Origin of the sequence: Terrabacter sp. LjRoot27, assembly GCF_964254175.1 — a bacterium.
GTDB lineage: Bacteria > Actinomycetota > Actinomycetes > Actinomycetales > Dermatophilaceae > Terrabacter.
On sequence record NZ_CAXUSS020000002.1, the window covers coordinates 118,991 to 143,384 of the forward strand.

General features: G+C 73.1%; 25 protein-coding genes. 8 read left to right on the forward strand and 17 right to left on the reverse strand.

The window, feature by feature from the left end; all coding sequences use genetic code 11:
• Positions 1-6: 6 nt before the first annotated feature.
• Positions 7-615 (reverse strand): hypothetical protein, encoded by a 609-nt coding sequence (locus ACSQ2D_RS21210; protein ID WP_435987982.1) that lies wholly within the window; start codon positions 613-615, stop codon positions 7-9.
• Positions 616-726: 111 nt separating this feature from the next.
• Between ACSQ2D_RS21210 and ACSQ2D_RS21215 the strand changes: the two genes are divergently transcribed.
• Positions 727-1,260 (forward strand): AAA family ATPase, encoded by a 534-nt coding sequence (locus ACSQ2D_RS21215; protein ID WP_435987983.1) that lies wholly within the window; start codon positions 727-729, stop codon positions 1,258-1,260.
• 73 nt (positions 1,261-1,333) lie between these two features.
• On the opposite strand, the gene ACSQ2D_RS21220 is transcribed toward ACSQ2D_RS21215, so the two are convergent.
• Positions 1,334-2,617 (reverse strand): MFS transporter, encoded by a 1,284-nt coding sequence (locus tag ACSQ2D_RS21220; protein WP_435987984.1) that lies wholly within the window; start codon positions 2,615-2,617, stop codon positions 1,334-1,336.
• Between the two features lie 38 nt (positions 2,618-2,655).
• Positions 2,656-3,855 carry an acetylornithine deacetylase gene (argE, locus tag ACSQ2D_RS21225; protein ID WP_435987985.1) on the reverse strand — a complete coding sequence of 400 codons (1,200 nt, stop codon included), beginning with the start codon at positions 3,853-3,855 and terminating at the stop codon, positions 2,656-2,658.
• Positions 3,856-3,959: 104 nt separating this feature from the next.
• Between argE and ACSQ2D_RS21230 the strand changes: the two genes are divergently transcribed.
• On the forward strand, positions 3,960-5,075 hold the full coding sequence (locus ACSQ2D_RS21230) for an Lrp/AsnC family transcriptional regulator (protein ID WP_435987986.1): 1,116 nt from the start codon (positions 3,960-3,962) through the stop codon (positions 5,073-5,075).
• 57 nt (positions 5,076-5,132) lie between these two features.
• Here ACSQ2D_RS21230 and ACSQ2D_RS21235 read toward each other — a convergent pair whose 3' ends face one another.
• The 11 genes from ACSQ2D_RS21235 to ACSQ2D_RS21285 form a co-directional block, all read right to left on the reverse strand.
• Positions 5,133-6,512, reverse strand: coding sequence for a CoF synthetase (locus ACSQ2D_RS21235; RefSeq protein ID WP_435987987.1), 1,380 nt, complete (start codon positions 6,510-6,512; stop codon positions 5,133-5,135).
• Positions 6,505-7,107, reverse strand: a complete 603-nt coding sequence (locus ACSQ2D_RS21240; RefSeq protein ID WP_435987988.1) for a hypothetical protein — start codon at positions 7,105-7,107, stop codon at positions 6,505-6,507. Before ACSQ2D_RS21240 ends, ACSQ2D_RS21235 begins: the two co-directional genes overlap by 8 nt.
• Positions 7,104-8,966 (reverse strand): hypothetical protein, encoded by a 1,863-nt coding sequence (locus tag ACSQ2D_RS21245; RefSeq protein ID WP_435987989.1) that lies wholly within the window; start codon positions 8,964-8,966, stop codon positions 7,104-7,106. Before ACSQ2D_RS21245 ends, ACSQ2D_RS21240 begins: the two co-directional genes overlap by 4 nt.
• The gene (locus tag ACSQ2D_RS21250) at positions 8,963-9,970 is read right to left on the reverse strand and encodes a hypothetical protein (RefSeq protein WP_435987990.1); all 1,008 of its coding nucleotides are present in this window, start codon (positions 9,968-9,970) and stop codon (positions 8,963-8,965) included. Before ACSQ2D_RS21250 ends, ACSQ2D_RS21245 begins: the two co-directional genes overlap by 4 nt.
• A complete protein-coding gene (locus ACSQ2D_RS21255) occupies positions 9,967-11,559 on the reverse strand; it encodes an ATPase (RefSeq protein ID WP_435987991.1) in 1,593 nt (530 codons plus the stop codon). The genes ACSQ2D_RS21250 and ACSQ2D_RS21255 overlap by 4 nt, the downstream gene beginning before the upstream one ends.
• A gap of 34 nt (positions 11,560-11,593) precedes the next feature.
• A complete protein-coding gene (locus ACSQ2D_RS21260; protein WP_435987992.1) occupies positions 11,594-12,616 on the reverse strand; it encodes an AAA family ATPase in 1,023 nt (340 codons plus the stop codon).
• A complete protein-coding gene (gene pnuC / locus ACSQ2D_RS21265; RefSeq protein ID WP_435987993.1) occupies positions 12,613-13,281 on the reverse strand; it encodes a nicotinamide riboside transporter PnuC in 669 nt (222 codons plus the stop codon). Before pnuC ends, ACSQ2D_RS21260 begins: the two co-directional genes overlap by 4 nt.
• A 112-nt stretch (positions 13,282-13,393) precedes the next feature.
• Positions 13,394-14,218, reverse strand: coding sequence for an anti-sigma factor (locus ACSQ2D_RS21270; RefSeq protein ID WP_435987994.1), 825 nt, complete (start codon positions 14,216-14,218; stop codon positions 13,394-13,396).
• Positions 14,215-14,817: an ECF RNA polymerase sigma factor SigK gene (gene sigK, locus ACSQ2D_RS21275; protein WP_435987995.1), complete on the reverse strand. Its 603-nt coding sequence runs from the start codon at positions 14,815-14,817 to the stop codon at positions 14,215-14,217. Before sigK ends, ACSQ2D_RS21270 begins: the two co-directional genes overlap by 4 nt.
• A 55-nt stretch (positions 14,818-14,872) precedes the next feature.
• Positions 14,873-15,538, reverse strand: coding sequence for a fasciclin domain-containing protein (locus tag ACSQ2D_RS21280; RefSeq protein ID WP_435987996.1), 666 nt, complete (start codon positions 15,536-15,538; stop codon positions 14,873-14,875).
• A 111-nt stretch (positions 15,539-15,649) separates the two neighbouring features.
• Positions 15,650-17,224: a molybdopterin-dependent oxidoreductase gene (locus ACSQ2D_RS21285; RefSeq protein ID WP_435987997.1), complete on the reverse strand. Its 1,575-nt coding sequence runs from the start codon at positions 17,222-17,224 to the stop codon at positions 15,650-15,652.
• A gap of 116 nt (positions 17,225-17,340) precedes the next feature.
• On the opposite strand from ACSQ2D_RS21285, the gene ACSQ2D_RS21290 reads away from it, so the two are divergent.
• The gene (locus tag ACSQ2D_RS21290; RefSeq protein ID WP_435987998.1) at positions 17,341-18,357 is read left to right on the forward strand and encodes an LLM class flavin-dependent oxidoreductase; all 1,017 of its coding nucleotides are present in this window, start codon (positions 17,341-17,343) and stop codon (positions 18,355-18,357) included.
• 108 nt (positions 18,358-18,465) lie between these two features.
• Here ACSQ2D_RS21290 and ACSQ2D_RS21295 read toward each other — a convergent pair whose 3' ends face one another.
• Positions 18,466-18,909 carry an SRPBCC family protein gene (locus ACSQ2D_RS21295; protein ID WP_435987999.1) on the reverse strand — a complete coding sequence of 148 codons (444 nt, stop codon included), beginning with the start codon at positions 18,907-18,909 and terminating at the stop codon, positions 18,466-18,468.
• A gap of 100 nt (positions 18,910-19,009) precedes the next feature.
• Between ACSQ2D_RS21295 and ACSQ2D_RS21300 the strand changes: the two genes are divergently transcribed.
• The 4 genes from ACSQ2D_RS21300 to ACSQ2D_RS21315 are packed head-to-tail and all read left to right on the forward strand — an operon-like array spanning position 19,010 to position 22,468.
• Positions 19,010-20,017: an ABC transporter ATP-binding protein gene (locus ACSQ2D_RS21300; protein ID WP_435988000.1), complete on the forward strand. Its 1,008-nt coding sequence runs from the start codon at positions 19,010-19,012 to the stop codon at positions 20,015-20,017.
• Positions 20,014-20,760, forward strand: coding sequence for an ABC transporter permease (locus ACSQ2D_RS21305; RefSeq protein WP_435988001.1), 747 nt, complete (start codon positions 20,014-20,016; stop codon positions 20,758-20,760). The genes ACSQ2D_RS21300 and ACSQ2D_RS21305 overlap by 4 nt, the downstream gene beginning before the upstream one ends.
• Positions 20,757-21,857 (forward strand): sensor histidine kinase, encoded by a 1,101-nt coding sequence (locus ACSQ2D_RS21310; RefSeq protein WP_435988002.1) that lies wholly within the window; start codon positions 20,757-20,759, stop codon positions 21,855-21,857. Before ACSQ2D_RS21305 ends, ACSQ2D_RS21310 begins: the two co-directional genes overlap by 4 nt.
• Positions 21,854-22,468, forward strand: a complete 615-nt coding sequence (locus ACSQ2D_RS21315; protein ID WP_435988003.1) for a response regulator transcription factor — start codon at positions 21,854-21,856, stop codon at positions 22,466-22,468. The genes ACSQ2D_RS21310 and ACSQ2D_RS21315 overlap by 4 nt, the downstream gene beginning before the upstream one ends.
• Here ACSQ2D_RS21315 and ACSQ2D_RS21320 read toward each other — a convergent pair whose 3' ends face one another.
• Complete coding sequence (locus ACSQ2D_RS21320) at positions 22,469-23,071, reverse strand: class I SAM-dependent methyltransferase (RefSeq protein WP_435988004.1); 603 nt, start codon at positions 23,069-23,071, stop codon at positions 22,469-22,471.
• A gap of 118 nt (positions 23,072-23,189) precedes the next feature.
• Between ACSQ2D_RS21320 and ACSQ2D_RS21325 the strand changes: the two genes are divergently transcribed.
• Entirely contained in the window at positions 23,190-23,558 is a 369-nt protein-coding gene (locus ACSQ2D_RS21325) for a YciI family protein (RefSeq protein ID WP_435988005.1), read from the forward strand.
• Between the two features lie 120 nt (positions 23,559-23,678).
• Here ACSQ2D_RS21325 and ACSQ2D_RS21330 read toward each other — a convergent pair whose 3' ends face one another.
• Complete coding sequence (locus tag ACSQ2D_RS21330; RefSeq protein WP_435988006.1) at positions 23,679-24,350, reverse strand: HdeD family acid-resistance protein; 672 nt, start codon at positions 24,348-24,350, stop codon at positions 23,679-23,681.
• Positions 24,351-24,394 lie beyond the last annotated feature (44 nt).

The window sequence follows — 24,394 nt, forward strand, 5'->3', positions numbered from 1 at the left end:
TCCCGGTCACGGCAGCAGGCGCCAGACGGCGACGCCCACCGTGACGACGGCGAGTGCGAGGGAGGCCCATCCGAGGGGTGACCGGCCGGAGCGTCCACGACCGAGCAGGAGCAGCAGTGCGGCGAGGACGGACAGCACCGCTGCGACGACGGTCTCCTCGGCGCCGAGGTCGATGGTCCGGATGAGGATCGTGTCGGTGAGACCGTTGCGGGTCAGGAAGCCGAGCACGCGGATGAGGACGAAGAGCCACCAGCCGACGGTGATCCAGAAGAGCGCCACCCCGATCTGCCCGAGGAGCGGGTCGACGGTCTCGTCGGTGACTCGGCCGGGAGTGGGGCTCGCCGGCCAGACCGGCTGTCCGGCATACGGATTCGGCGGCACGGGTGGAGCGGACGGTGGCGGGGCGGGCCACGACGGGTCGGCCGTGGGCAGCTCCCGCGTCGGCTCGAAGACGGGGATGGCCTGCGTCGGAGCCGCAGCCGCAGGCGTCGTCGGTCCGGCTGCGCCGGCGCCCGGGCCGCGTGGCACGTTGGGCACGTTGGGCACGGGGACCGTGAACTGCTCGTCGGGGACCGTCGGCCCGGTGGACCCGCCTGAACCGGGGGTGTCGCTCATGGCGACAACGTACCTCGCGACCCGGCGCCCCGGCGGGATCGTCAGCGCTCTGGGCCACCGGCCCGGAGGTGGGTGATGATGATGTCGCTCAGCCCCGCTGAAAGGTGATCGATGAGACCCCCGACCCTGTTCCTGACCGTGGGACTGCCCGGCACCGGCAAGACCACGACCGCCCGGCGCCTCGAGGTCGAGCGCGGCGCCCTTCGCCTGACGAAGGACGAGTGGGTCAAGGCGCTCTACGGGAGCGAGAACCCGCCGGCGGCCCAGGACGTCATCGAGGGCCGGCTCGTCGAGGTCGGCCTCCGCGCCCTCGAGCTCGGCACCGACGTCGTCATCGACTTCGGCCTCTGGTCCCGGGACGAGCGCTCGGCGCTACGCCAGGCAGCCACGGACCGAGGTGCGGTCGTCGAGATCCACTACGTCGAGCTCACCCGCGCCGAGCAGCGCCGTCGCCTGGACCAGCGTCTGGCCGATGCGTCACACACGACGTGGCACATGTCCGAGTCGGAGCTCGACGCCTGGGCCGCGAGCATCGACGTCCCGACGCCCGGTGAGCTCGACGGGAGTGAGCCGGTCGACGATCCTCCGGCCGGCCTCGCGACCTGGGACGAGTGGCGCCGTCGTCGCTGGCCCCCGTCCGTCTGACGCCCGCCTGACCGGGGGGCGTATGCCGTCCGCGACGTCGGGCGAGCACGCCGACGCCGCGGACGGCCGGTGCTCAGGCGGCGCCGTAGCGTCGGCGGGCCACCGTCAGCCCGACGAGCGAGACCACGGCGACCACCATGTAGTAGACGCTGGGAGCGTTGAGCGAGCCGGTGAGGCCGATGAGCCAGGTCAGCACGAGCGGGGCGATGCCGCCCATGACCGTGACGCCCACGTTGTAGGCCACGGAGACGCCGGTGGCGCGCACGTCGCTCGGGAAGAGCGTCGTCAGCAGGGCCGGCAGGGGGCCGAAGTAGAAGGCCATGATGACGCCCAGCACCCCGATCGACACGACGAGGACCGGGACCGTCGGCGAGGCGATGACGATGGCGAAGAGCGGCCACGCGAGCACGAGCGCACCCACGGCGGCCCAGACCATGATCCGGGCCGGTCCGACCCGGTCGGCGAGCCGGCCGACGAGCGGGACGCCGACCATCGTCACGATGCCGGCGACGACGCCACCGAGGTAGGCGGCGCTCGCCGGGACGCCGAGGTTCTTCACGGCATACGTCGGCATGAAGAGGATGAGGTAGACCGAGATGGTGGCGACGCCGACGCAGGCCGAGCCGGTGAGCACGCGCCCCAGGTGCTCGGTGAAGGTCGCGCGGATCGGGGCCTCGTTCGGCGTGCTGTCGGTGAACTCCTTGGGCTCGGAGAGACGCGCCCGGATGTAGAGGCCGACCGGGCCGATGAGGCACCCGATGATGAACGGGATGCGCCAGCCCCAGGAGTAGAGGTCCTCCTTGGACAGCTGGTTGAAGAGCACGTAGCCGAACGCCGACGCGAGGAACATCGAGATGCCCTGGCTCGCCACCTGCCACGAGGCGTAGTAGGCCTTGCGGTGGGGTGCGGTCTCGACGAGGAACGTCGTCGCCGAGCCGAACTCGCCGCCTGCCGAGAAGCCCTGGACGAGGCGCGAGACGAGGATGATGACCCCGGCCCAGGCGCCGACCATGGCGTGGGTGGGCGCGGCCGCCATGAGGACGGTCCCCACCATCATGAGCAGGAGCGTCAGGGTCAGCGCCTTCTTGCGTCCGTGCCGGTCGCCGTAGCCGCCGATGAGCATCCCGCCGAGCGGCCGGACGAGGTAGGAGATGGCGAACGTCGCGAACGTGAGGATCAGGCCCAGGGTCTGGTCGCCCTCGGGGAAGAAGTTCTCGGCGATGACGATGGCGAACGAGGCGTAGACGATGATGTCGAACCACTCGAGCGCGGCGCCGATGGAGCTGCTCAGCACGGCCTTGCGGGCTTCGGCCAGGCGCTCGGGAGTCACGTCTGTCGGTGTGGCGGTCAGGGTCATGGTGTTCCTTCGGGACGGCGGGGGAGGTGGGGCGGAGGTCACGCGCTGAGGTGGGTCAGGAGGTTGGCGAGGAACGCGTCGCAGCGCTCGATCTGGTCGATCGCGACGAACTCGTCCGGCGCGTGGGCCTGCGCGATGTCGCCGGGGCCGCAGACGACGGTCGGGATGCCGGCCCTCTGGAAGAGGCCGGCCTCGGTGCCGTAGGCCACCTTCTCGGTGGAGGCCTCGCCGCCGAGCCGGGTCACGAGGTCGATGACGTCCTCGTCGTCCGGGGTGTCGAGGCCGGGGGCCTGGGCGCCGATGGACACCTCGACGCGGGCGTCGGGGTTCTCGCGACGCATCTCGGCCTCGATGCGACGCGCCTCGGCCCGGAACCTCTCGACGGTCGCGTCGACGTCCACCGCGCCGACGGCGCGGAACTCGAAGGTGAGGGCGCACTGGGCCGGGACGGTGTTGACGGCGATCCCGCCCTCGATCTGGTTGACGGTCGCCGTCGTGAAGGGCACGTCGTAGTGCTCGTCGAACGGGCCGTCGGTGCGGAAGCCGTCGGCGACGCCACGGACGAAGCGGACGAGCTGGGCGGCATACTCGATCGCGTTGACGCCGAAGGGCGTCCGCGAGGAGTGGGCGGCGACGCCGTGGAAGGTCACCTGCAGCATCGTCAGCGACTTGTGGCCGCGGATCACCCGCATGCTCGTCGGCTCGCCCACGATGCAGGCGCGGGGGCTCAGCCCGCGCTCGACGATCGCGTCGACGAGCGAGACGGCGCCGACGCAGCCGACCTCCTCGTCGTAGGACAGGGCCAGGTGCACCGGCTCCCGGAGCGGCGTGGTGCTCAGGGCCGGCACGGTGGCGAGGACGGACCCGATGAAGGCCTTCATGTCGCAGGAGCCGCGGCCGTAGAGCCGGCCGTCGCGGATCTCGGGGACGAACGGCTCACTGGCCCAGTCCTGCCCGTCGACCGGCACGACGTCGGTGTGCCCCGACAGGACGACGCCACCGGTGGTCGTGCCGTCCGCGGCCGGGAAGGTCGCGAGCAGGTTGGCCTTGGTGCCGTCGTCGTTCGTGACGAGGACCGGCTCGACGCCGTGCTCCCGGAGGTACCCGGCGACGAGGTCGATGAGCGGCAGGTTGCTGTCGCGGCTCGTCGTGTCGATCTCCATGAGCCGCGTCGTCCAGTCGAGGCCGGCCGGCTGGGTGGGTCGCGTCATCTCGCGGGTCGCGCCTTCGGGAGGCATCCGTCGCTCCTGTGTTCGTCGTCGGTTCGTCGTCTGGTGGTCGTCTGTTCGTCGGTGCGGACCCTGCCTTGAGCCGGCCGCGCCCGGGGACGAGAATGGCAGCCATGCCACGAGGAGCCCGGAATGCGCAGGATGGCGCGACGAGTGCTGAGATTCCGCAGGATTCCGCCGCACGTGCTGACGAGCTGGACCTGGCGATCGTCAACTGCCTCCAGCTGCAGCCCCGCGCGTCGTGGACGCTCGTCGGCGAGGCGCTCGACGTCGACCCGGTGACGGTGGCCCGGCGCTGGCAGCGCCTCTCCGGGGCGGGCATCGCCTGGGTGTCCGGGCGGGCGACGGGTCAGGGCCGCCCCGAGTCGTGCCTCGCCGTCGTCGAGCTGAGCTGCAGCGCCGCCCAGACGCTCGCCATCGCCCGGCGCGTCACGGAGCTGCCCCACGTGCTCAGCGTCGAGCACACGAGCGGGCCGCGGTCGCTGACGATCCTCGTCGAGGTGCGTGACCTCGCGTTCCTCTCCCGCTTCCTCCTCGAGTCGGTCGGCACGATCCCGGGCGTCGTCGCGACGAGCAGCCACGCGGTGACGAAGGTCTACTCGATGGGCGACCACTGGCAGCTGCACGTGCTCGACGCCTCGCAGCGCGCCGTCATGATGCGGGCGCCGCAGCCGCGTCTCGACGGCCTGACGTCCGAGCAGACCGACCTCGCCCGCGGCTACGACGCGGTCGAGCGGCAGCTGGTCCTGCTGCTCGGCGAGGACGGCCGCATGCCGGTGGCCACCATGGCCGCCCGTGCCGGCCTCAGCGAGAGCACCGTCCGGCGGCGTCTCGCCGACCTCGTCGGCAACGGTCGCGTCGTCCTCCGCTGCGACATGGCGCTGCCCGACTCGGGCTGGCCCGTCATCAGCTGGCTGTGGGCCTACGCCGACGCCGGCGACATCGACGCCGTGGCGACGACCCTCCGGCGCCTGCCGGGCATCCGGGTGTGCTGGCGCATCTCCGGTGGTCGCCCCAACCTCATGATCGCGCTCACGACCCACTCGCTCCACGAGCTCTCGCACGTCGAGGCGCGGCTCGCCGCCGAGGTGCCGCAGATGACCATCCACGACCGGTCGATGGTGCTCCGCTCGATCAAGCGGATGGGCCGCGAGCTCGACCTCGACGGCCGCAGCATCCGCTCGGTGCCGCTCGACATCTGGGCCGACGCGGCCGGTCGGCCGCACTGACGCTCGTCGCCGACCGATGGCGTATGCCGTCCGCTCCCCCGGGCGCGCCGCCGCGGATCAGGGGGCGCTCGTGAAGCGCCGTGGCTTGCCCGGGCCGAGGTCGGCCGCAGCGGCGACCGTCTCGACGGTGACCGGACGGTCGAGCAGCGCCTCGAGTGCCTTCCGGAGGCCGTCCGCGTCCCCGCCGAGACAGCGCGTGGTGACCGACCCGTCCGCGTCCTGCACGACCGCCCAGGCGCGGACGCCGAAGCGCTGGAGCTGCTGGGTCAGCTCGACCGACTGGACCCGCCGCCCGTCCCCGGCCGCGAACGTCACCGCCGACCGGCCCTCGAGCCCGACGATGCGGCGCTCCGTCCCCGTGCCGACGAGGGCGCCGCGGTCGCCGGTCCGGTAGCGCAGCAACGGCAGGTAGGGGTTCTCGAGCGACGACACCGTGATCTCACCCGCCGTCCCGTCGGCCACGCGGTCGCCGGCCTCGTCGACGACCTCGACCCACGCGCGTCGCGGCACGAGCACGTGCCCGGCCCCGGTCGCCGTCTCGCACGCCACCGGGCCCACCTCACGCAGCCCGTAGAGGTCGAGGACGGGCACCCCGAGCGTCGTCTCGAGGTGGGCCCTGGCCGGGGTCGCGAGGTCGACGGCCCCCGAGACGAGGGCGAGCGGTGAGCACGGGAGGTCGAGGGCGGCATACGTCTGCAGGGTGAGGGCGGAGCCCGTGACGACCTGCGGGTCGGCGGCCGTGAGGAAGGCGCGTCGGGCCCCGGCGTCCGCCCACGCGGAGGCGTGGAGGCTGACGCGCGACATCGACTGGCCGCCGCGCAGCGTCATCGCGGACGCGTACGTGAAGGCCTGCTCCTGGTCGACGACGCTGAGCAGCCCCATCCGAGAAGGGTCCTCGCGCCAGTCGACCCCGACACCCGTGAGCAGGAGGTCGAGCAGGGCGAGGTCCTTGGCGATGTCGACGGGGTGCCACGGGATGACGAGCGCCGACCCGCTCGACCCCGAGCTCGTGCCCTGCACGACACGGTCGAGGGGCACGTCGAGGGGCACGAAGTCGGCCACGCCACGGGCGAGGTCCGCGCGCGAGATGGTGGGCACGTCGGCCCACGCACGCACCCCGAGCCGGCGCAGGTGCGGCACGACGCGTGCGAGCCGCTCCGTCTCGGCGACCAGCCAGGCGGGCGGCTCGGCGCTCGCTGCCGCCGCGAGCGACGGCACCTCCCGCCGCCAGGCCTCCAGCGTCAGGTGGTCGACGTCGGTGAGCAGGTCGCCGCAGGCGTGGCTCCAGGCGGGGGCGTGTGCGTGCTGCCGGAGGGCGTCGAGGCGCTCGCGTCCGCTCGGGTCGAGGGCGGGGAAGCGCTCGGCGTCCGTGCGCACGGCGGCGCCCATCGGCTCGTAGCCGGGGAGGGCCGTGGGCCGGGCGACCGGGTCAGACATGGGTGTACTGGGCCGCAGCCTCCCGGGCCCGCCTGCTGGCGAGGGCCTTGGCGAGCTCGTCGGCGCGCTGCTGCTCGATGGCGGCGAGGCGGAGGGCGTCGGAGCGCAGGACGGTGCTCACCGCCTGCCACCGGTCCTCGGACTGCGCGTGGGTCTCGCCGCGGGGACGGATCTCGACGCAGCGCAGCAGCGCTCGTGCGACCTCCTCGTGCCGCTCCGGGTCGTCGCCGAACCACTGGCGCAGGGGCACATCCGAGGGGAGGGAGGTGAAGTGCCAGATCGCCTCGACGAGGTCCGCGACGGTGCGCGAGGCCAGCGCCGGCCGCAGCGCCGGCTCGGTGAGCAGGTGGGCGGCGACGTGGGCGGCAAGGCGCTCGGGCAGGGCGGCTGACGCCAGGCGCCGCAGCGCGGCGAGCGCTCCGGGCGTGAGCCGCTCCGTCCGCACCAGCTCGAGACCGTCGCGCAGCACGGCCTCGGTGACGACCTCGGGACGGAGGAAGACCGGTGGCATCGTGACGAGGCGGTCGGTGAGGGTGCGCAGCCACGGTCCCTCGTCCGAGTGGTCGAGTGGCTGCTCGTAGGGGCGGGTGCTCATCGCAGGGTCCTCCTCGGGCCGGTGTCCCAGTGTCGCCGCGCGAAGTGCCGCGCCAGCGACACGACGTCGTCGAGGCTGTCGACCGCCTCCACGACGTAGTCGCCGGACATGGTGCGGGTGCGCTCGGCGGTCTCCGGTGCGACGCGGAGCACGAGCGTGCCACCGCCACCGGCACGGTCGAGGGCGCGAGCGGCCGCGGACTCGAGGCCCGGCTCCTGGCCCCGGCCGAACATCGACTCGACGCCGTCGTCGGAGATGACCGCGACGTGGCAGCGCCGGCGGGTGGCACGGTCGGCTGCTCGCCCGTCGTGGGCGGTGGCGAGGTCGTGCAGCGGGAAGCTCGTGCCGCCCCCGTGGTAGGTCAGCAGCGCCGCGACGAGCCGGTCGCGGTCCGTGCCGAGGTCACCGCTCGAGGTCACCTGTCCGGGGCTCGACCAGCTCGTCACCCGGACACGAGCGCCCACCCGAAGTGCGGAGAGCACGAGCACCGCACCGCCGAGGACGGCTGGCGACACGAGGGCGCGTGGGTCCGGCATCGAGCCGCTCGAGTCGACGTAGAGGTCGAGGTCGACGGGGCGCTCGACCGGGTCGAGCCCCTCCGCCTCTTCGACGACGCGGCGCTGCGTCGTCATCCCGGGCAGCACGGTCGCCGAGCGCAGCGTCGTGCCGGTCCAGTCGAGGTCGGTCAGGTCGTCGCCGAGCTCCCACGTCTCGAGGCCCTGCAGCTCGGGCTCGCTGACGGGCTGCTCGTGGTCGACGGGGAAGGGGACGAGATGGCGCCGCGCGCGGGCGACGTACCAGTCGGCAGCGGCATCGCGGGTGACGCCGAGCGTCGCGTATAGCGTGGCGAGGTCGGCCGGCCCGAAGACCTGGCCGGACCCGTTCCCGGTCCCGTCGACCGCGCCCTCCGCCGTGCCGGAGCCGTCGCTGTCCGGGCCATTCGCCCCGGGGGCCTGGCTGTTGACGCGCGGGTCGAGCGCCGGGTGCGTCGGCAGGCCCGCGAGCGAGTCGTCCTCGGCGACGTCGGGGGCCGTCGCGCTGCCGCCGGTGACGTGGCACGGGCCCTGGAGGCCGGACGGCGTCGGCTCGGGCAGCCAGTGCCGGATCAGCGCCGCGAACCCGCCGGCCCCACCGACCGCGTCGCGGGCGAAGACACGGGCGTGCCGCGCGAGGAAGCCGGCGTCGACCTCGGCCGCGGCGCCGAGCGGCGGCACGAGGCTCCCGCTCGGCAGCGACCACATGAGCTCGTACGCACGGAGGTAGACGTCGAAGTACGTGTCCGGCGCCGTGGCGTCGTGACGCGCGGTGCCTGCGCGCTGCCTCGCGTCAGGGGCCGGCTCGGGGTGCTGGGCGGCGACGGTGCGCCGGGACGCGCGGTAGGGCGCGGTCATGTCGAGCCCGGCGAGCCGGGTCAGGCGGTCGTTGATGAGCAGGTCGGTCCACAGGTTCGAGACCATGGGCGCGTCGGCATCGCGGTCGACGAGACCACGGCGGCAGCGCTCGACGATGCGGGCCCGCCCGGTCGCGTCGGCAGGAGCGAGCACGTGGTGGCCGATCTCGTGGGCGAGCACCGGGACGGCGACGTCCTCGATGCCGAGCCGCACGACGGCGCGCAGGTCGATGGTCGCGCCGACGTCGTCCAGGTCGAACCACGCGAAGCTCGTCGTGCCCGGTGCGTCCGCAGGGGTCAGGAAGCGGGGCTCGCCGAGCCGCAGCGACGGCCCCCAGCAGGCGAGGGCCGTGGGCCAGGCTGCGCGCCAGCGCTGCTCGAGCCCGTCCCAGTCGACCGTGCCAGTCGTGCCCGTCGTGCCCGTCGTGCCCGTCGTGCCTCTCGTGCCTTTCGCCGCGGCGTCCGTCATGGAGTGACCCCGGGGTCGGGCACGAGCCTGAGCCGGTGGCTCGAGCGCCGGCTCACGAGCACCGCGCCCCCGGCCCGCACGGCGCCCGTAATGTCGTCGCCGTAGCGGTCCCACCACTCCTCACGGACGAGCGGCGCCGGGTCCTCGGTGGTCGGCTCGCCCTCGTCGGGCAGGACCGCGTCGCCGAACGCGTCCGTGAGGACCGTCCACCGGGTGGGGCCCGACACGACGCTCCAGCGGTGCCCGTCGCCACCGGTGACGACCGGCGGCAGGAGCCACGCGCCGCCGAAGCCCTGGAAGGCGCCGACGGGCCGCTTCTCGACCGCTGCACCCCACGCGCACGGCACGGCGGCGTTGCGCGCCAGCAGGTCGCCGACCTGCTGGCCCTCCTCGAGCCGGAGCACCGCACGCGCCACAGGGTCGGGCAGGCTCGCCGCCACCGACCGGGCCGCGGCGCGGAGCCGCACGTGCCCGGCGCGCCAGGCCGACACCGCGCCGAGCTCGCGCACGCGGTCGTCGGTGAGCGGCACGTCGGCCGGCCAGCCGGCGAGGCCCGCCTCGATGCCTCGCGCCCAGCCGGTGGCATCGGCTCGCCCCGACACCTGCGCAGCCGCCGTCACGAGGTCGTCGACGACGAGCGGGGTCACGGTGCGCAGGTCGAGCCGCAGCGCAGGGACGACCCACTCGAGCACCCACCGCGCGACCGAGCCCTCGCCGTAGCGGCCCGCCGCGGTGAGCGCGACGACGGACCGCGCCCAGTGCGTGGCCCACCGGTCGACGACCGGCTCCGGGACGGACCCGGCCGGGGCTCCCTGGCGGGCGACGAACCGCTCGAAGCCGGGGCCCGCCGCCCGCAGGGCTGCCGCCAGCGCGGCGTCCGAGGCCCCACCGGCTCGCGCCACGTCGAGGTCGTGGCGCAGGTCGTCCGCCACCCGCCGGAGCGCAGCGGCCCACAGCGGGGCTGCCTCGACCGACGAGCCCGGCCCGGCGGCATACGCACTCATGACGACCAGCGCAGCCAGGAGAGGTAGTTCGTGTAGCGCTGGTGGAGGTACTTGAGCGTGAGCGCGTCGTCGAAGGTGTGACCGTAGACCTTGCGCTGCGCGGCGAGGGACGTGAGGAGCCGCCCGACGTGGGTGATCCGGGCACGCACCTCGTCGGCGCCCAGCCCGTCGAGGCCGCGGTCGAAGAGCGCGAGTGCGTCGCCGACCGGGTCGTCACGGTCGAGCCCCTCGGCGTCGAACTGCCGGCACGTCGTGTCGAACATCGCGTGCAGCCAGGACACCCGGTCGAGGCGCAGCGCCGCGGTGTCGTCCTGCTCGAAGACGCGCGCCTCGGTGTCCATCGGCAGCTTCTGGAAGAGGACGAAGGGCAGCACCGCGCGCACGTGGTCGACGCCGACCGCGTCGTCGCCGCGGAAGAGCGCCATCGCCTTGCTGTAGAGCACGAGAGACTGGAGCGCGCGCACCGACAGGCCCGCGGTCGTCTGCGTGCCGACGTCGCTCAGGGCGTCGCGGCCCGTGTCCTCCTGCTGCACGAGGTGGGGGTCGACGCCGGCGAGCCGCGCCGTGTCCTTGGTGCGGTACTCGAACTGGCTACCCGCGCGCTCGAGGTACTCGAACTGCCCGGCGAAGTGCTCGATCCGGCGCAGCACCGGCCGCGGGATCGGCACCTCGAGCACCGCCCGGTGGAGCCGGTCGTGCTCGGCCTCGGAGAAGACGATGGAGTCGGGGACGACGTCCTCGGGGCGCACGCTCCGCTCGGCGCGCGAGACGAGCGCCGAGAGGAAGCGGTTGTTGAAGGGCAGCGCCGCGACGACGACGTCGATGCGGTCCCGGAGCGCGTCGATGACCTGGTAGGTGCCGCCGCCGGCGTCGTCGTTGGCCGTGAGGTACCACGCGCTGTGGCCCGTCTCGTAGACCTGGTCGAAGGTCTCGACGTAGCCGTCGGCGAGCACGGTGAGCAGCGCCGACTGCGTCCGCGTCGGGATGCGGTTGTACTCGTCGACGATCTTGACGCGCATGCCGAGCCACGAGCGCCACGCCACCTCGACGTCCGAGAGCCTCTCGGCCTCGACGAGGTCGCGCGGCAGCGGCGTGCCGAAGAGGTCGGCGACGGTCAGCTGCGGGTGGCCGTGCTGCATCCCCCGTCGCATCTCGGTCGGGGTGTAGCCGGCGAGGACGCCCATGAGCAGGGCGCTCGCGGTCTTGCCGCGCCCCGGGCCGCCGACCATGAGGCAGCGGCCGCGCACCATGAAGGTCAGCAGCGGCATGAGGACGAAGCTCGAGTAGGACTGCCCGCTCGGCAGCGTCAGCTCGCCGCGACTGTCGCCCAACGGGATCCGCTCGCTCGGGCCGTCGTGGAACTCGACGTCGTAGTGGGGGCTGATGATGGCGTGGTTCGTGATCCAGAAGTACGCCTGCCGCAGCTTCTCGTCGAGGGGCGGGCCCGCGTCGGCGCCGGCCTCCCGGGACGTGCCGTAGAGGTCGGTGAGGTCGAGCTCGTCCGTGTGCCGTCCGGCCGCGCCGGGGCGCGTCGGTGCGTTCGAGACGTGGCCGAGCCCCGTGTGTGCCTGCTCCCCTGACGTGGTCACGCTCGTGATTGTGCCAGCCGGAGCGCGGCGGGCCTCAGCCCACGGGGTCGGCGAGCTGCCAGCCCGCGGCGATGACGTCGTCGACGGCCGCGGTGGCCGCGGCCAGCCGCTCCTCGTGGCTGCCGCGCACCTCGACCCACGGCACGCCTCGCGCAGCGAGCTCCTCGCGGAACCGGCCCTGCATCCACGCCCGCACGTGCTCGCCGTCGCGCATGCCGTCCTGGACGAACGGGATCTCGTCGCCGGTGAGGACGTAGAGGGCGGGTGCCGGCCGCGCGTCGGCGAGGGCGCGCACGGTCGGCGACGGCGAGCCGACGTAGCGCTCGTGCCAGAGCGTCGTCGCGAAGGCGTCGGTGTCGCAGACGAGCAGTGGTCGGGGTGCGGCGGCGGCCGCGGCGTCCTCCTGTGCTGCCTGCTCGCGCGCGACGAGGTCGAACTCGGCGGTGTGCCAGGGCGCGGTGAGCCCGCCGGGTCGCCGCTCGGTCCACTCCCGGCCGAACTCGGGGACGACCGTCGTGCCGTAGTGCTCGCCGAGGGCCTCGGCCAGCGTCGTGGTGCCGGTCGACTCGGCGCCCACGACGACGACGCGCTTGGCGAACCACGCCCGCACCGGCGACGGGAGCGCCCACCACGACCCGGCGACGTCGGCGCGCACCGCGGTGCCCGAGATCGGGGTCGAGGCCCGTCCCGGGTCGACCTGCACCCACGTCGCGCCGAGCCTGCGGGCCATCTCCTCGCCGTAGGCGTCGCTCGTGAAGACCGCGTCGACGGGACCGTCGAGGTGCGACTCGATGACCTCCATGTGCAGGTCCCAGACCTCCGGCGAGTCGAAGTCGACGTCGTGGTCGTCGGGGGCCGCGACGACGCGAGCCGTCGGGTGCTCGGCCTGCACCCAGCCGACGCGGACGTCGACGGGGATCGACTCGACGGCGTGCGCCATGACCTCGACGGTGACCCGGTCGCAGGTGCTCGTCGCGGCCCGCACGAGCGCCTGGTGGCCGGCGTGGAAGGGGTAGAACTTGCCGATGACGAGCCCGTGCCCGTGGCGCCCGCTCACCGTCCGCCCACCTCGCCTGCTGGAGCCGGGGAAGGGTCGCTCGCGAGCGTGCGAGCGAGCGAGCCTTCACTCCGGAAGGCCGCGTCGCGGGTCCCGGCCACGTCCGCGGGCGCGTCGCGCAGCCGCCACCACTGCCAGAGGCCGACGGCGCAGAGGACGAGGAAGCCGGCATACAGCACGGCGGTGAGCGTGAGCCCCTTGTGGAGGTAGAGGGGGACGTAGAGCAGGTCCGCGGCGATCCACAGCACCCAGTTGCCGATCCACTTGAAGCTCAGCATCAGCTGCGCCACGAGGCTGAGGGAGGTCGTCAGGGCGTCCCACGTCGGCACGTCGGAGTCGGTGTGCCGGGTGAGCAGCGACCACACCGCCCACGTCGCGACGGCGACGAGCACCACCGCGACCGGCCAGAACCAGCGCGGCGTGCGGCGCACCGTCAGCGGCCCGCGGTCGGGACCGCCGCGCAGCCAGGCCCACCAGCCGAGGACCGCGAGGGCGATGTAGAGCACCTGGAGGGCGGCGTCGCCGTAGAGGCCGGCGCCGGTGAACAGCACGAGGAAGAGGACGTTGTTGGCGATGCCGACGGGGAAGTTCCACACGCTGCGGCGCACGACGAGGGCCACGCACGCGGCGCCCGTCACGAAGCCCGCCACCTCGGTCCAGTCCATGAGGCGTCAACGTACACGCGCGAGGGCGACGCGAAGCCGGGCGGTCACGAGCTCCAGCTGGGGAAGCCGGGAGCGAGCTCGTGACCGCCCGACGTGCGAGCGACCGGTCGTCTCAGGCGAAGGCGATGAAGGCCACGGGGTTGGAGGTCGGCTGGTCGGAACCGCCCTCGGGCTCGACCGTGATGCCGGCGCCCTTCGAGTGGCTGGCGTCGCCGCTCAGCACGACCACCTGGTCGCCGCCGCCGGGCATGAGGCCCGCCGAGGTCATGTGACCCGTCGCGTCCTGGAGCCACAGCTGGAAGACCTTGCCCGAGGGCGGCTGCGACATGCCGGAGGTGACGATGACGGCCTTCTGGAGCGAGTTCGAGCGGACGACCGTGGCCGTCGCACCGCCGGCGAGCCGCGCCCCGTAGCGCGTGGCGTCAGGTGCTGCGAGCACCTGGTCGGCGATGGCCCGGGACGGGTCCTTGTCGATCTGCTTCCACACGGTGAACCCGCCGATGGCGAGCACGGCCACCGTGGCGGCCGCGACGACGACGCGCCAGCCGCGGGCGAGCCCACGGGCCGAGCGGGACCGGCGTCGGCCGGCGAGGTCGTCGCCGTGCTCGATGCGGGTCTCGGGGGCAGCAGCGGCCGGAGCCTGGACGGGGGCCGGCGGCGTGGACGTGACGTCCTCGTCGGCGGCGTCGCCCTGCTGCGCGGTGAGCGGCGGCAGGGGACGGACGGTCGCGATCTCGGCGAGCACCTTGGCCCGGAGCGAGGCCGGCGGGGCGACCTCGGTCAGCACCGACAGCTCCGACGCGGCGGCGACGAGGCTCTCGACCTCGGCCTGGCAGGCGGTGCAGCCGGCGAGGTGACGCTCGAAGCGCGCCCGCTCGACCTCGTCGAGGGCGTCCACGGCGTAGGCACCCGACAGTGCGTGGATGTCCTCGCTCACAGTGTCACCCCCAACGTGTCTCGTAGTCTGATCAGTCCATCACGGATGCGTGTCTTGGCGGTCCCGAGTGGCAGATCGAGCATGGTGGCCACCTCCGTATGGGTGTATCCCGAGAGGTAGGCCAGCTCGAGGGCCTGCCGCTGAACCGGTGTGAGCGTCTCTAACGCCCGATGAACCCGCTCCGCATCGAGCCGTTCGACGACGGCCTCCGCTGTGGAGTCGTGGGTGACGTCCTGGTTGCTGGCGCCGTATCCCTCGTCGCGGTGGCGGGCTGCCTCCGCCGACCGGACCCGGTCGACGGCCTTGCGGTGAGCGATGGTGAGCATCCACGAGAGAGCACCACCCTTGCTCGGGTCGAAGCGTGCGCTGTGTCGCCAGATCTCGAGGAAGACCTCCTGGGTGACTTCCTCGGACTGGGCCGGGTCGCGCACGACCCGGCGGACGAGACCGAAGAGGCGGGGGGAGACGGCGTCGTACAGCTCTGCGAACGCCGTCTCGTCTCCCGTCGCCGCTCGGCGGAGCAGCTGCTCCGGGGTGACTGGGCGGGCGGGTCCCTCCGGCGAGTCATCGCCGGAGGGAACCACCGAGAACCGTGACATGGGGTCCATTGTGTCGCCCGTCGTCGTGGTCTGCGTCAGCCTGGTCAGGAGACGATCAGGGCATCAGGACGCCGTCGATGATGTACACCGTGGCGTTGGCGGTCGGGACGTTGCCGCAGATGACCTTGGCGTCGGCCTTGCCGACGGTGAAGTTCTCGCCAGAGCCCTTGACCGTGATCGTGGTGCCGGCGAGCGTCTTGTGGTCGCCCGCGAGCTGGTCCGGCGAGAGCTTGCCGGCCACGACGTGGTTCGTGAGGATCTTGGTGAGGGTCGGCTTGTCGGCGAGGACCTTCTTGAGGTCGGCGGCCGGGATCTTGGCGAACGCGTCGTTGACGGGCGCGAAGACGGTGATCTCGGGAGCCGAGTTCAGGGTGTCGACGAGGCCGGCCGTCTTGACGGCGGTGACGAGCGTCGAGAGCAGCGGGTTGGCGCTCGCCGCGGTCGCGACGGGCTCGGTGGCCATGCCGTTGAACGAGCCGGCACCGTCCTTCGGCACGGCGGCGCAGCCCTCACCGAAGACGGCCGCAGCAGCGTCCATCGACTCGGACGAGGTCATCGTGTCGGAGGGCGTGCTCGTCATGGCGTCCGAGGACGTCGCGGCGGGCGTGCTGCCGGCACCGGCGGAGGCGGTGTTGTCGCTCGAGCTGCCACAGGCCGCGAGGCTCAGGGGCAGGGCGATGGCGAGGGCGACGAGGCCGGTACGGGTCTTCATGCTCTTCATGTCAGTCACTCCTTGTGGCTGTGTGGTGCACGGTCATGGGGGATTCGGTGCCGTTGTGGCTCCGGATTGCTTGTCGGAGAAGTTTTTTCGCGGATCTTGGTGCGTATGCGTTCACGCGACGGACACCACCACCTCCTGGATGCCGCTCGACCCGCTGGGGAACGGCGTGGCGCGTTCGGTGATCTGCGCCTGACCCTTGAGGTCGGTGGCGCGCACCGCGATGCGGTGGAGTCCGGGCTTGGCGTCCCATTCGAAGTACCACTGGCGCCAGTAGTCGATGCCGACGTCCGGTCCGAGCTTCGTCTTCTGCCACTGGCCGTCGTCGATCTTGACCTCGACGGTGCCGACGCCGCGGTGCTGGGCCCAGGCGACGCCACCGATGGCGGTCGTGCCGGCCTTGATCGTCGACAGCGGCGCGGGCGTGTCGATGCGCGCGCTCGTCTTGATCGGGGCGTCCGTCGCCCACTGCCGCTTCGTCCAGTAGGCCTGGTCGGCGGCATACGTCGTCAGGGTGAGCTTGGCCAGCCACTTCGTCGCGCCGACGAAGCCGTAGAGGCCGGGCGTGATGAGGCGGGCGGGGAAGCCGTGGGTGGCGCTGAGCTGGGCGCCGTTCATGCCGATGGCGATCATCGCGTCGCGCCCGTCGCGGACGACGGCGAGCGGCGTGCTGATGGTGAAGCCGTCGACGGCGGTGCTCAGCACCTGGTCGGGGCTGCCCGTGATGCCTGCGCGGTCAAGGACGTCGGTGAGCCTGACCCCGAGCCAGCGGGCGGCGCCGATGTAGCCGCCGCCGACCTCGTTGGAGACGCACGTCATGGTGATGTCGCGCTCGATGAGCGGCATGGCGGCGAGCTCGGCGAAGGTCATCGTGAAGGGCTTCTCGACCATGCCGTCGACCTCGAGCGTCCACGTGTCGACGTCCACCTGCGGCACGACGAGGTTGGTGTCGACGCGATAGAACTTGTCGGTCGGCGTGCGCAGCGGCGAGATCCCGGTGACGGTGGACTCGAGGCCCTTCGGCAGCGCCTTCGCCTTGTCGGCCGCGGCGGGCAGGACGACCTTCTTGACCGACTGGGCGCCGGCGCGCAGCTGGCCACCGACGGCGGCGAGCACCGCGAGGGCGGTGACGCCGAGCGCCCCGCCGAGGAATCCGCGACGTCCGGCGGTCGAGCGTGCCGTGGCCGAGCGGGTGCCGGGTTCGGTGGCGTTCGTCATGACCGAGCCACGCGGCCCGGTCGTCTCCTCGGCGACGTCTCCGGAGGCGGTGCGGGCGAGGCCGGCGAGCCAGACGAGGGTCGCGACGCCGGCGGCCATCGCCGCGAGGGCGGGCAGGGCGTCGAGCGGGCGGGCGGCGGGACGCAGCAGCGCGGCGGCCCCGGCGAGGCCGGTGAGCAGCACGATGAAGCCGACGGCGAGGGGCATCCGGCGTCGGGCGAGCAGGCCGGCCACGGCGGCGAGGACGAGCGTCACGACGAGCACCGACCCCTGGAGGATCAGCTTGTCGTTCGTGCCGAAGGTCGCGATCGCCCACTCCTTGACGGGCGTGGGGGTCAGGTCGATCACGGTCGACCCGATGGCGAGCACCGGCGACGATGCGGGAGCGAGGAAGCCCGCGACGAGGTGGCCGGCTGCGATCCCGGCGACCGCGGCGAGGATCCCGCTGAGGGCAAATCGTAGGCGCGTCATGCCTTGTCGTTCGGCGCGACAGGGGTTTCCGGATTGTCCGACCGGTGCGCACCGGCCCGCGCGGGCGTCCGTGGACCGTGCGGGAAGAGCGCCGCAGTCGGCGTTGTTCACCACACGTGAAGAACATCGGATTCCTCTCGTTCGGGCACTGGAACCCCTCCCCGCACTCGGGGACGCGGTCGGCCTCGGACGCCCTGCTCCAGTCCATCGACCTCGCCGTCGCGGCCGAGGAGCTCGGCGCGGACGGCGCGTACTTCCGGATCCACCACTTCGCCCGCCAGCTCGCCTCGCCGTTCCCGCTCCTCGCCGCGGTGGGCGCGCGGACGAGCCGGATCGAGATCGGGACCGGCGTCATCGACATGCGCTACGAGAACCCGCTCTACATGGCCGAGGACGCGGGCGCGGCCGACCTCATCTCCGGCGGCCGGCTCCAGCTCGGCATCAGCCGTGGGTCACCCGAGCAGGTCGTCGACGGCTTCCGCTACTTCGGCTACGAGCCCACCGACGGCGACCACGCCGCGATGGCCCGGCAGCACACCGAGGTCTTCCTCGACGTCCTCTCCGGCCGGGGGTTCGCCGAGCCGAACCCGCGCCCGATGTTCCCCAACCCGCCCGGTCTGCTCCGCATCGAGCCGCACGCGCCGGGGCTGCGCGAGCGCATCTGGTGGGGCGCCGGCAGCCGGGCCACCGCCGAGTGGACGGCCGAGCAGGGGATGAACCTCATGAGCTCGACCCTCCTCACCGAGGACACCGGCGTGCCGTTCCACCAGCTGCAGGCCGAGCAGATCCAGCGCTTCCGCGACGCGTGGACGGCAGCCGGGCACGAGCGCGAGCCGCGGGTCTCCGTGAGCCGCAGCGTGTTCCCCATCGTCGACGACCGGGACCGCGCGTACTTCGGCCGCGAGTCCGCCAGCCAGGACCAGGTCGGACACATCGACGGCGGGACGGCGCGCTTCGGCAAGACGTATGCCGGTGAGCCCGACCAGCTCGTCCGTGACCTCGCGGAGGACGAGGCGATCGCCGCCGCCGACACGCTGCTGCTCACCGTGCCCAACCAGCTCGGCGTCGACTACAACGCGCACGTCATCGAGAGCCTCCTGACGCACGTCGCGCCGGAGCTCGGCTGGCGGTGACCGCCTCGGTCCCCCACGACACACGAAGCCGGTCCGGCGCGGGGTGACCACGCGCGGGGACCGTCCCCGCGCGGCACTTCGTGTGTCGCGCGGGCCCGCGCCGGGCCCTCAGCTGCGCGCGAGCAGCCTGCGGATCGTCGAGCCGTATGCCGCCCCGGCCACCTTCGCGACGACGGGGTCGAGGCGCGCGGGCACGCCGCGCACGCCGATGCGCTGCCTCCACACGACCGTCGAGCCCGAGGCCGTGGGCGTCACGAGCAGGTCGATCCGACCACGGACGACCTTGCCCTCCTTGCGGATCCGGGCGCTCCCGGGTGAGTGCGTGGTCGGCGGGTCGATCGCCTGCACGACCATGACGTCGTCGAAACCGACGGGCCCGAGCCCCGTGCGCGCGACGAAGCGTGACCCGTCGACGAGGTCGCTGGCCGCCATCGCCGCGCCCGTCACCGTCGTGAGCGGGATGACGGCGGTGTGCGCGCGCAGGTCGAGGATGCGCCGCCACGCCTCGGGTGCGGGCAGGGGTGAGTCGAGGTGCACCTCGAAGTCGGCCATGGGCCCAGTCTGTCCGGTCGGGCGCGCCGTGACACCTGTCACGGGCACTTCGTGACGCCTGCTGCAGACGCGGTGCGCCGCCGAGCGGGAGAGTTGGGTCATGACCACAACACCTCTCTCGGTCGCCGGCGCCTCGGGGGCGCCGGCGATCGAGCTGCGTTCGCTCGTCAAGAGCTTCCCTCCCCGGCGCGGTTCCCAGGATGCCGAGGTCCGTGCCGTCGACGGCATCGACCTGCGCATCGAGCCGGGCGAGGTCGTCGCCTTCCTCGGTCCCAACGGCGCCGGCAAGACGACGACCCTCGACATGGTGCTCGGCCTCACCGAGCCGACGAGCGGCACGGCGGACGTCTTCGGCCGGCGTCCGCGCGAGGCCGTCGTCGGCGGGCACGTGTCCGCCGTCCTCCAGACGGGAGGGCTGCTGCGCGACCTCACCGTCCGCGAGACGGTCCGGATGATCGCGTCCACGTATGCCGTCCACTCCCCGGTCGACGGGGTGATCGACCGCGCCGGGCTGAGGACGCTCGCCGACCGCCGCGTCTCCAAGTGCTCGGGCGGCGAGCAGCAGCGGCTGCGCTTCGCCCTGGCCCTGCTGCCCGACCCGCGGCTGCTCGTCCTCGACGAGCCGACCGCGGGCATGGACGTCACGGCCCGGCGCGACTTCTGGGACACGATGCACGCGGACGCGAGCACCGGGCGCACCGTCGTCTTCGCCACGCACTACCTGGAGGAGGCCGACGCCTTCGCCGACCGCATCGTCCTCATCGCCGGCGGGCGCATCGTCGCCGACGGCACGACGGCCGAGATCCGGTCGCAGGCGAGCGGGCGCACCGTCTCCGCGTCCCTGCCGCCGGGCTCGGTCGCCGAGTCCGTGGCCAGGCTGCGGACGGTCGAGGGTGTTCGGGAGGTCGAGGAGCGCGGGAGCCGGGTCGTCGTCACGGCCGGCGACTCCGACGCCGTGGCGCGGCTGCTGCTGCTCGACCTCGGCGGCACCGACCTCGAGATCGTCACCGCCGGCCTCGAGCAGGCCTTCATGACCCTGACCGGCGACGGTCGCGACGCCCGCGACGCCCGCGACGCCCGGACCCCCGACGAGGAGCTCGTCCGATGAACGCCACCTTCACGCTGCTCGAGATGCGCCGGATCACCCGCGACTGGGCGGGCATGTTCTTCACCGCCGTCCTGCCCGCCTTCTTCTACCTCATCTTCGGCGCGACGGTCGATGCCAAGGACGCGACCATCGGCAACGGCAACGTCGCGATGTACGTCATGATCAGCATGGCCGCCTACGGCGCGGTCACGGCCACGACGAGCATCGGCGGCAACGCGGCCGTCGAGCGCCAGCAGGGGTGGGGTCGCCAGCTCGGCCTGACGCCCCTCGCCGACTCGTCCTACATCGCCATGAAGGCGCTCATCGCCATGACCGTGGCGGCCGTGCCGATCCTGCTGACCTTCGCCCTCGGTGCCGCGACCGGTGCCCGCGGGTCGGCGCAGGCGTGGGCGCTCAGCGCGGTCCTCTGCCTCGTCGGGTCGGCGGTCTTCGCGGTCTACGGCCTGCTCGTCGGCACGGCCTTCCGCTCCGAGGCCGCAGTGGGCGCCGCGAGCGGCACCATGGTGATCTTCGCCTTCCTCGGCAACCTCTTCATCCCGCTGTCGGGCGCCCTGCTGACCTTCGCCAAGTTCACGCCCCTCTACGGGTATGCCGCCCTGGCGCGCTTCCCGCTCACCGAGGGCTACCTGCCCGACGGGTCGCAGGACCCGCTCTGGCTGCCGATCGTCAACGTGCTCGCCTGGCTCGCGATCTTCGGGGCCGGCGCCGTGCTCCTCGTCCGCCGCGGCCGGGAGCGCCAGTGACCCCGGAGCCGTCGGGCTCGCCCGCACGCAACCCGTGGGAACGATTCGGCTGGGTCGTCCAGTCGGTGTGGCTGGTCTTCCTCGTCTTCCCGGTCATCGCGATCGTGTCGAGCGGGCTGCCGGTCTGGCAGGTCGTCGTCGGGCTCGCCCTCGTGCTCGCCTTCGCGGTCGTCTACGGCCTCGGGGCGCAGCACCTCCAGCGCCTCGACCGGGCCTGCGAGCCCACGCAACGCCGGGGGGTCGTCTACCTGCTCGTGCTCGCCGCCTGCACCGTCGGGCTCGTCCCGCTCATCGGCGCCGGCAGCCTCAGCTTCCTGCCCTTCATCGTGTCGTTCGGCATGTTCGCCCTGCCGCTCGTCTGGTCGATCGCCCTCGGCATCACGTGCGTCGCCATCGCGACGGCGGTGGCCGTCTTCGTCGACCCCGACGAGGGCACGTGGGTCGTGGCCATCATCGTCTTCGCCGTCGGCGCGATGACCGGGGCGGTGCGGCTCATGACCGACCGCGGCGAGGACTACGAGCGGATGTCGCGCGACCTCGCCATCGTCGAGGAGCGCGAGCGCGTGGCCCGCGACGTCCACGACGTGCTCGGTCACTCGCTCACCGTCGTCACGGTCAAGGCCGAGCTCGCCGAGCGTCTCGTCGACCTCGATCCCGAGCGCGCCAAGGCCGAGCTCGCCGAGATCCAGTCCCTGAGCCGCCAGGCCCTGGCCGAGATCCGGGCGACCGTCGGCGGCCTGCGCGTGGCCCGGCTCGGGGACGAGCTGGCGTCCGCGCGCACCGCGTTCTCCGGTGCGGGCATCGAGGGCCACGTGCCCGACGACCCGGGCGCCGTCGACCCGCGCCACCGCACGGTCCTCGCCTGGGTGCTGCGCGAGGCGACGACCAACGTCGTGCGCCACAGCGACGCCGACGCCTGCTGGGTGGAGCTCGAGACGAACCGCCTGAGGGTCCGCGACGACGGACGCGGCCTCGGCGAGCGCCCGGAGGGGAACGGCATACGCGGGCTGCGTGAGAGGGTCGAGGCCGCGGGAGGTCGGCTCTCGATCGAGACGGGCCCGCAGGGCCACGGGACCGTGCTGGAGGTGACGCTGTGAGCGCGACGATCAAGGTGCTGCTCGCCGACGACCAGGCCCTCGTCCGAGGGGCGCTCGCGGCACTGCTCGCACTCGAGCCCGACCTCGAGGTCGTGGCCGAGGTGGGGCGCGGCGACGAGGTCGTCGACGCCGCGCGGGCCTCCGCTGCCGACGTGTGCCTCCTCGACATCGAGATGCCCGGCGTCGACGGCATCGCCGCGGCGGCCGCCGTGCGTGACGCCCTCCCCGGCGTGCGCACCCTCGTCGTCACGACCTTCGGCCGACCGGGCTACCTGCGCCGGGCGCTCGAGGCCGGCGCGTCGGGCTTCGTCGTCAAGGACACCCCGGCCCGCCAGCTCGCCGAGGCGGTGCGCCGCGTACACGCCGGGCTGCGCGTCGTCGACCCGTCGCTCGCCACCGAGTCGCTCGTCGACGGCGCCAACCCGCTGACCGGGCGCGAGCGCGAGGTGCTCGGGGTCGCGCTGCGCGGTGGCACCGTCGCCGCCATCGCCGGGGTCGTCCACCTGTCACCGGGCACGGTGCGCAACCACCTGAGCTCGGCCATCGGCAAGACCGGCACGTCGACCCGCGCCGAGGCCGCCCGCGTCGCCCAGGAGCGCGGCTGGCTCTAGTCAGCCGCCGACGACGACGCGGGCCCACTGGTAGTGGCCGCCGTCGGCGAACCGCGACCACGTGTCGAAGGCGACGACCTCGCCCACGGCGGCGAGCAGGCCGACCAGCTCGTCGTCGGTGCGGCTGCGGAAGTAGCGCCCGCCGTCGTCGGTCCACTCGTGGCTCGTGTCCGAGCCCCAGACCCCGACCTCGAGCAGGCCGCCCTGCCGCACCACCCGTCGCAGCTCGTCGAGCGCCGTGACGACGTCGTCGCCGGGCAGGTGCATGAGCGTGCTCATGCTCCAGCCCGCGTCGAAGGTGGCGGTGTCGAACGGCAGATCGGTGGCCGGGCCGACGTGCGCGTCGAGCCCGAGGCCCCGGCACAGCTCGACGGCGGCCGGGGTCAGGTCGAGCCCGGTGTAGGCCAGCCCCGCCGCCGCGAGGACGACGCCGTCGCGACCGGCCCCGCAGCCGACCTCGACGACCGAGGCGAGCTCCTCCCGGCGGGCCGTGTCGACGAAGGCGGCCAGTCGCCGCTCGCGCTCGTCGCCGAGGGGCCGGTGGGCGCGCTCGGCCATCTCCCGCTCGTAGTAGTCCACCAGCCGGCCCGCGACATCGCTCATGACGGCCAACCTAGCGAGCGCAGGTCCTTCGACGATCGAAGTGTCGAGTCGGGCCGCCACCGTTCGACGTCGTGGTGAAGGCTGGGACCGACCCGGCACGACACCGAAGGAGAGCACCGTGCGCTACCTCATGATCCACAAGATCGACGAGTCCCGCCCCGAGGCGTGGAACCCGAGCCAGGAGTTCCAGGACGCGATGGGTGCGCTCATGGGCGAGTACGCCGAGTCGGGCGTCCTGCTCGCCGCCGAGGGCGTCACACAGAGCAAGGACGGCGCCGTCGTCCGCAAGACCGAGGGCGCCGGCGTCACGGTCACCGATGGTCCGTTCAGCGAGGCCCGCGAGGTCATCGGCGGCTTCGCGCTCGTCAACGTCGAGAGCAAGGAGCAGGCGCTCGAGCTGGCCGAGAGGTTCGCGTCGCTCTTCGAGGAGGTCTCGGTCGAGGTGCGTCGCGTCTACGAGTTCGAGGACCTGCCCCAGCCGTCCTGAGCCGGCGGGCGTCGTCGAGGCTCGCACCCCTCGGTGGGGTGCGAGCCTCGACGATGTCGTATGCCGTCCGGTGGCCCCGAGCGGGTCAGGCAGGCTCGGGCGGGCTCGGGCGGTGGCCGGTCAGGCGGTGGCCGGCGTCGTCGTGCTCCCGCTGCTGTTGCCGGCGGCGCGGCGGGCCATGACGGCCGTCACGAGCTCGACGATGCCGATGACGATGAGCACGATGCCGGCGATGCGGGTCAGCACGACGAGCGAGGAGCCGGGGAAGATCGCGACGATGAGGCCGCCGAGGATCGAGACGACGCCGCTGACGATGAGGAAGACGCGCGTGCCGGTCGTCCGGTCGGAGCCGAAGCCCTGGACGAGCGCGGCGATGCCCTCGGCGACCCAGCCGATCGCGATGAAGAGGGCGATGACGAAGAGGGACGCGTTCGGCCGGAAGAGGCAGATGATGCCGGCGACGATCGAGAGCGCGCCGAGACCGATGGAGACGGGCTTGATCCAGCCCGGGTCGCTCGGCAGGTCACGCGTCACCGAGAGGCGGACGGCCCCGGCGATGATGAGCTGCAGGCCGAACATGATGGCCACGATGAGCAGCGTCGCCTTGGGCCAGACGAGCACGAGGATGCCGAGGACGATCGAGAGGATGCCCATGACGATGAGGGCCATCGACCATCCGGACGGGCTCACGGGTGCCTCCCACGTGGCCGTGGCCTCCCGGCGCGTCCTCGGTGAGTCCGGGGCGGGGTCGGTCGGGTCGGGTGACGCTGCGTTCGGGACGGTGCTCGACATGGCTTCCTCCTGAGGGTGAGGTACTGCCCGAGGTGCGGCACCAC